4 protein-coding genes are annotated in these 4735 nt (G+C 75.3%); all 4 read left to right on the forward strand.

All coding sequences use genetic code 11. From position 1 onward, the window contains the following. Positions 1-1848, forward strand: a 1848-nt coding sequence (locus HLB09_RS13110; RefSeq protein ID WP_171203794.1) for a DNA translocase FtsK, incomplete at its 5' end; no start/stop codon positions are given. A gap of 7 nt (positions 1849-1855) precedes the next feature. Continuing rightward, a complete protein-coding gene (locus HLB09_RS13115; protein ID WP_171203795.1) occupies positions 1856-2503 on the forward strand; it encodes an NYN domain-containing protein in 648 nt (215 codons plus the stop codon). Between the two features lie 35 nt (positions 2504-2538). Continuing rightward, the gene (gene rimO, locus HLB09_RS13120) at positions 2539-4056 is read left to right on the forward strand and encodes a 30S ribosomal protein S12 methylthiotransferase RimO (RefSeq protein ID WP_171203796.1); all 1518 of its coding nucleotides are present in this window, start codon (positions 2539-2541) and stop codon (positions 4054-4056) included. Next, on the forward strand, positions 4053-4735 hold a 683-nt coding region (pgsA, locus tag HLB09_RS13125), incomplete at its 3' end, for a CDP-diacylglycerol--glycerol-3-phosphate 3-phosphatidyltransferase (RefSeq protein WP_171203797.1). The genes rimO and pgsA, both read left to right, overlap by 4 nt.

Raw genomic sequence — 4735 nt, forward strand, 5'->3', positions numbered from 1 at the left:
AGGTCAGCGCGCGCCGCAGCCGGCTCGAGGCGGGACGCGCCGAGGTCGGCCGGCTGCGCGAGGCGCTGGCCGGCGCCCGCGCCCGCGGCGCCGGAGGAGCTGGAGGCGCCGCCCGTCGGCCAGCTGCCGCAGCGCGTCGAGCAGCTGCTCCTCGGCGGGGACGTCACCTACAGCCTCCCGGCGTCGGACCTGCTGACCCCGGGCACGCCGCACAAGGCGCGCAGCGCGGCCAACGACCGCGTCGTCGAGGCCCTGACGACCGTCTTCGACAGCTTCGACATCGACGCCGCCGTCACCGGCTTCAGCCGAGGGCCGACGGTCACGCGCTACGAGGTCGAGCTCGGCACCGGCGTGAAGGTCGAGCGGGTCACGGCGCTGAGCAAGAACATCGCCTACGCGGTCGCCAGCGCGGACGTGCGGATCCTCTCGCCCATCCCCGGCAAGTCGGCCATCGGCATCGAGATCCCCAACGCCGACCGCGAGACCGTCTCCCTCGGCGACGTCCTGCGCAGCCAGGCCGCCCGTGCCCAGCCGCACCCGCTCGTCATGGGCGTCGGCAAGGACGTCGAGGGCGGGTACGTCGTCGCCAACCTCGCGAAGACGCCCCACCTGCTCGTCGCGGGCGCCACGGGCGCCGGCAAGTCGGGCTTCGTCAACGCGATGATCACCTCGATCCTCATGCGGGCGACGCCCGACGAGGTCCGGCTCGTGCTCGTGGACCCCAAGCGGGTCGAGCTGACGATCTACGAGGGCATCCCGCACCTCATCACCCCGATCATCACCAACCCGAAGAAGGCCGCCGAGGCCCTCGAGTGGGTGGTGCGGGAGATGGACGCCCGCTACGACGACCTGGCGACGTACGGCTTCAAGCACGTCGACGACTTCAACGCGGCGGTGCGGGCGGGGCGGGTGCAGCCGGTGCCGGGCAGCGAGCGGGAGCTGCAGCCCTACCCGTACCTGCTCGTCGTCGTCGACGAGCTCGCCGACCTCATGATGGTGGCGCCGCGCGACGTCGAGGCGTCGATCCAGCGGATCACCCAGCTGGCCCGGGCCGCCGGCATCCACCTCGTGCTGGCGACGCAGCGCCCCAGCGTCGACGTCGTCACGGGCATCATCAAGGCCAACGTGCCCTCGCGGCTGGCCTTCGCGACGAGCTCGCTCGCGGACTCGCGCGTCGTCCTCGACCAGCCGGGCGCGGAGAAGCTCATCGGGCAGGGCGACGCGCTCTTCCTGCCGATGGGCAGCTCCAAGACGATGCGCGTCCAGGGCGCCTGGGTCACGGAGTCCGAGATCGGGGCCGTCGTCGCCCACGTCAAGGAGCAGCTGGCGCCCACCTACCGCGAGGACGTCGTCGTCGCGGCTCCGGCGGCCCAGGTGGACGAGGAGATCGGCGACGACCTCGAGCTGCTGCTGCAGGCGACCGAGCTCGTCGTGACGACGCAGTTCGGCTCGACGTCGATGCTCCAGCGCAAGCTGCGCGTCGGCTTCGCCAAGGCCGGCCGGCTCATGGACCTGCTCGAGTCCCGCGGCGTCGTGGGGCCGAGCGAGGGCTCGAAGGCCCGCGACGTGCTCGTGCGCCCCGACGACCTGCCCGCGACCCTCGCCGGGCTCCGCGGCGAGCCGGCGCCCGCGGGCGACGAGGCCTACGACCAGGCCGTCGCCGTCGAGCCGGCGGCGCCGCAGCAGACCGGCGGGGGCGCCCGCGGCGGGTACGGAGGCGGCTACGGGGCGCCGGCGGAGGACGACTGGGACGCCGGCCTGCCGCCCCCGCCCCAGCGGTACGACGACGACGCGGACGGCGACGACGACGAGGACGGCCACGACGCGTGGTCGCTGACGGGACGGTGAGCGGGGCATGACCGCGGTGGTGGACGAGGTCGGGCAGGACGCCGGTCCGGCGGCGGGGGAGGGCCTGGACCTCCTCGTCTGGGACGCCCCGAACATCGACATGACGCTCGCCAACGTCATCGGCGAGCGCCCCTCGCCGTCCTCACGGCCGCGCTTCGACGCCATCGCCCGGTGGCTCGTGGGCTCCGCGGAGGACCGCGACGTCGAGGGCTGCGTCTTCACGAACATCGCCCCCTCGGCCGCGCCCAACATGCGCGGGTGGGTCGAGGCCGTGCGGTCCTTCGGCTTCGCGGTGTTCGCCCGGCCGAAGACGCACCCCGAGGACGACGTCGACGAGGCGATGCTCGACCACATCGCGCGGCGCGCCGACGAGGGCGGCCTCGCCCGCGTCGTCGTCGCCAGCGCGGACGGGCGCAACTTCCGCGAGCCGCTGGAGGAGCTGGCGCGCGCGGGCGTGGAGTGCGTCGTCATCGCCTTCTCGGAGGTGGCGGGCTACGCCCAGGAGTCCGACCTCATCACCTTCATCGACCTCGAGGACGTGCCGGGCGCCTTCACGACGCCGCTGCCGCGCATCCGCCTCGACAACCTGCCGCCCGAGGGCGCGTGGCTGCGGCCGACCCGGTCGATGCGCGCGCTGGTGGAGGCGTCCGCCTGAGGGGGCGGGCGCCGGGAGGCGCCTACAGTGGCGGGATGAGCACGACGACGGCGTCCGACGCCCCTGCGGAGCGCGCGGCGGGCCGCTCGGTCGCCCTCGTCACCCTCGGCTGCGTGCGCAACGAGGTCGACTCCTCCGAGCTCGCGGGCCGCCTCGCCGGCGCGGGCTGGGACCTCGTCGAGGACGCCGCGGACGCCGACGTCGCCGTCGTCAACACGTGCGGCTTCATCGAGTCCGCGAAGAAGGACTCCGTCGACGCCCTCCTCGAGGCGAGCGACCTCAAGGGCAGCGGCCGCACGCGCGCCGTCGTCGCGGTCGGGTGCATGGCCGAGCGCTACGGCACCGAGCTGGCCGAGCAGCTGCCCGAGGCGGACGCCGTCCTCGGCTTCGACTCCTACGCCGACCTGTCCGGCCACCTCGACGCCGTGCTGGCGGGGGAGCGCCCCGCGAGCCACGTGCCCCGCGACCGCCGCACCCTGCTGCCCCTGTCCCCGACCGCGCGTCGCGGGAGCCGGGTGGCGACGCCGGGGCACGGGAGCGGCCTCGACGAGGCGGCGGCCGACCGCCGCGCCGCCGACCTGGCCCCGGCCTCCGGACCGCCGGTGCTGCGGCGCCTGCTCGAGCCCGGCCGCCCGTGGGCGCCGTTGAAGCTGGCGTCCGGCTGCGACCGCCGCTGCACCTTCTGCGCCATCCCGGCCTTCCGCGGCGCGTACCTCTCGCGGCCGCCGGAGGAGGTGCTCGCGGAGGCGCGCTGGCTCGCCGAGCAGGGCGTGCGGGAGGTCCTCCTCGTCAGCGAGAACTCCACCTCGTACGGCAAGGACCTCGGCGACCTCCAGGCGCTCGAGCGCCTCCTGCCGCGCCTCGCGGCGGTCGACGGCCTCGAGCGCGTGCGGGTCACCTACCTGCAGCCCGCCGAGGTCCGCCCCGGTCTCCTCGAGGCGGTCGCCGGCACCGACGGCGTGGCGGACTACTTCGACCTGTCGTTCCAGCACTCCGCGCCGGCGCTGCTGCGCCGGATGCGGCGCTTCGGCGGCACCGCGGACTTCCTCGCGCTCCTCGAGCGGGTGCGCGCGCTCGCCCCCCTCGCCGGCGTCCGGTCCAACGTCATCGTCGGCTTCCCCGGTGAGACCGAGGCCGAGCTGGAGGACCTCATGGGCTTCCTCGAGGCCGCGCGGATGGACGTCACCGGCGTCTTCGGCTACTCCGACGAGGACGGCACCGAGGCAGCGGGCCTGCCGGGGCACCTGCCCGAGGAGGTCGTGGCCGAGCGCCGCGAGCGCGTCGAGCAGCTGGTCGAGGCGCTCGTCGACGAGCGGGCGGCCGAGCGGGTCGGCGAGCGCGTGCGCGTCCTCGTGGAGGCGACCGCGGACGAGGACGACGAGCTCGCCGCCGACGTCGTCGTCGGCCGTGCCGACCACCAGGGGCCCGAGGTCGACGGGACGACGGAGGTCGTGCTCCCGCCGGGCGCCCCCCGGCCCCGCGTCGGGGACGTCGTCGAGGCGGTCGTCACCGGGTCGGCAGGTGCCGACCTCGTCGCGGAGCCGGTCCGGTGACCTCCTGGCTCGTGGCGCGGCGGCACGCCGACGGATCCGCGAGCGCGTGGAACCTCGCCAACGCCCTGACCCTCCTGCGCGTCCTGCTCGTGCCGCTCATGGCGGCGCTCCTGCTCGTCGACGGCGGGCAGGACGAGGGGTGGCGCCTCGCGGCCGCGCTGGCCTTCGCCGTCGCCATCGCGACCGACAAGGTCGACGGCGAGGTGGCCCGGCGGCACGACCTCGTCACCGACTTCGGCAAGCTCGTCGACCCCATCGCCGACAAGGCGCTCGTCGGGACGGCGCTCGTCCTGCTCTCCGTGCTGGGCGAGCTGCCGTGGTGGATCACCGTGCTCGTGCTGGGGCGCGAGGTCGGCGTGACGCTGCTGCGCCTCGTCGTCATCCGCTGGGGCGTCATCCCCGCCTCCCGTGGGGGCAAGCTCAAGACCGTCCTGCAGAGCCTCGCCATCGCCCTGTACCTCCTGCCGACGCCGGACGCCCTCGCGGGGTGGAAGCCGGGGCTCGCGCTGGGGGTCATGCTCCTGGCCGTCGTCGTGACCGTCGTCACGGGCGCCGACTACGTCGTGTCGGCGGTGCGCCTGCGGCGCGAGGGCCGGCGCGAGCAGGCCGCCCGCGAGCGCGCCGCGGGGCGGGCCGTCGGACCGCTCGCCGACGAGGCGGTCGAACGGGGGCGCCGCGG

It is taken from the genome of Pseudokineococcus marinus (assembly GCF_013004605.1).
Classification (GTDB): Bacteria; Actinomycetota; Actinomycetes; order Actinomycetales; family Quadrisphaeraceae; genus Pseudokineococcus; species Pseudokineococcus marinus.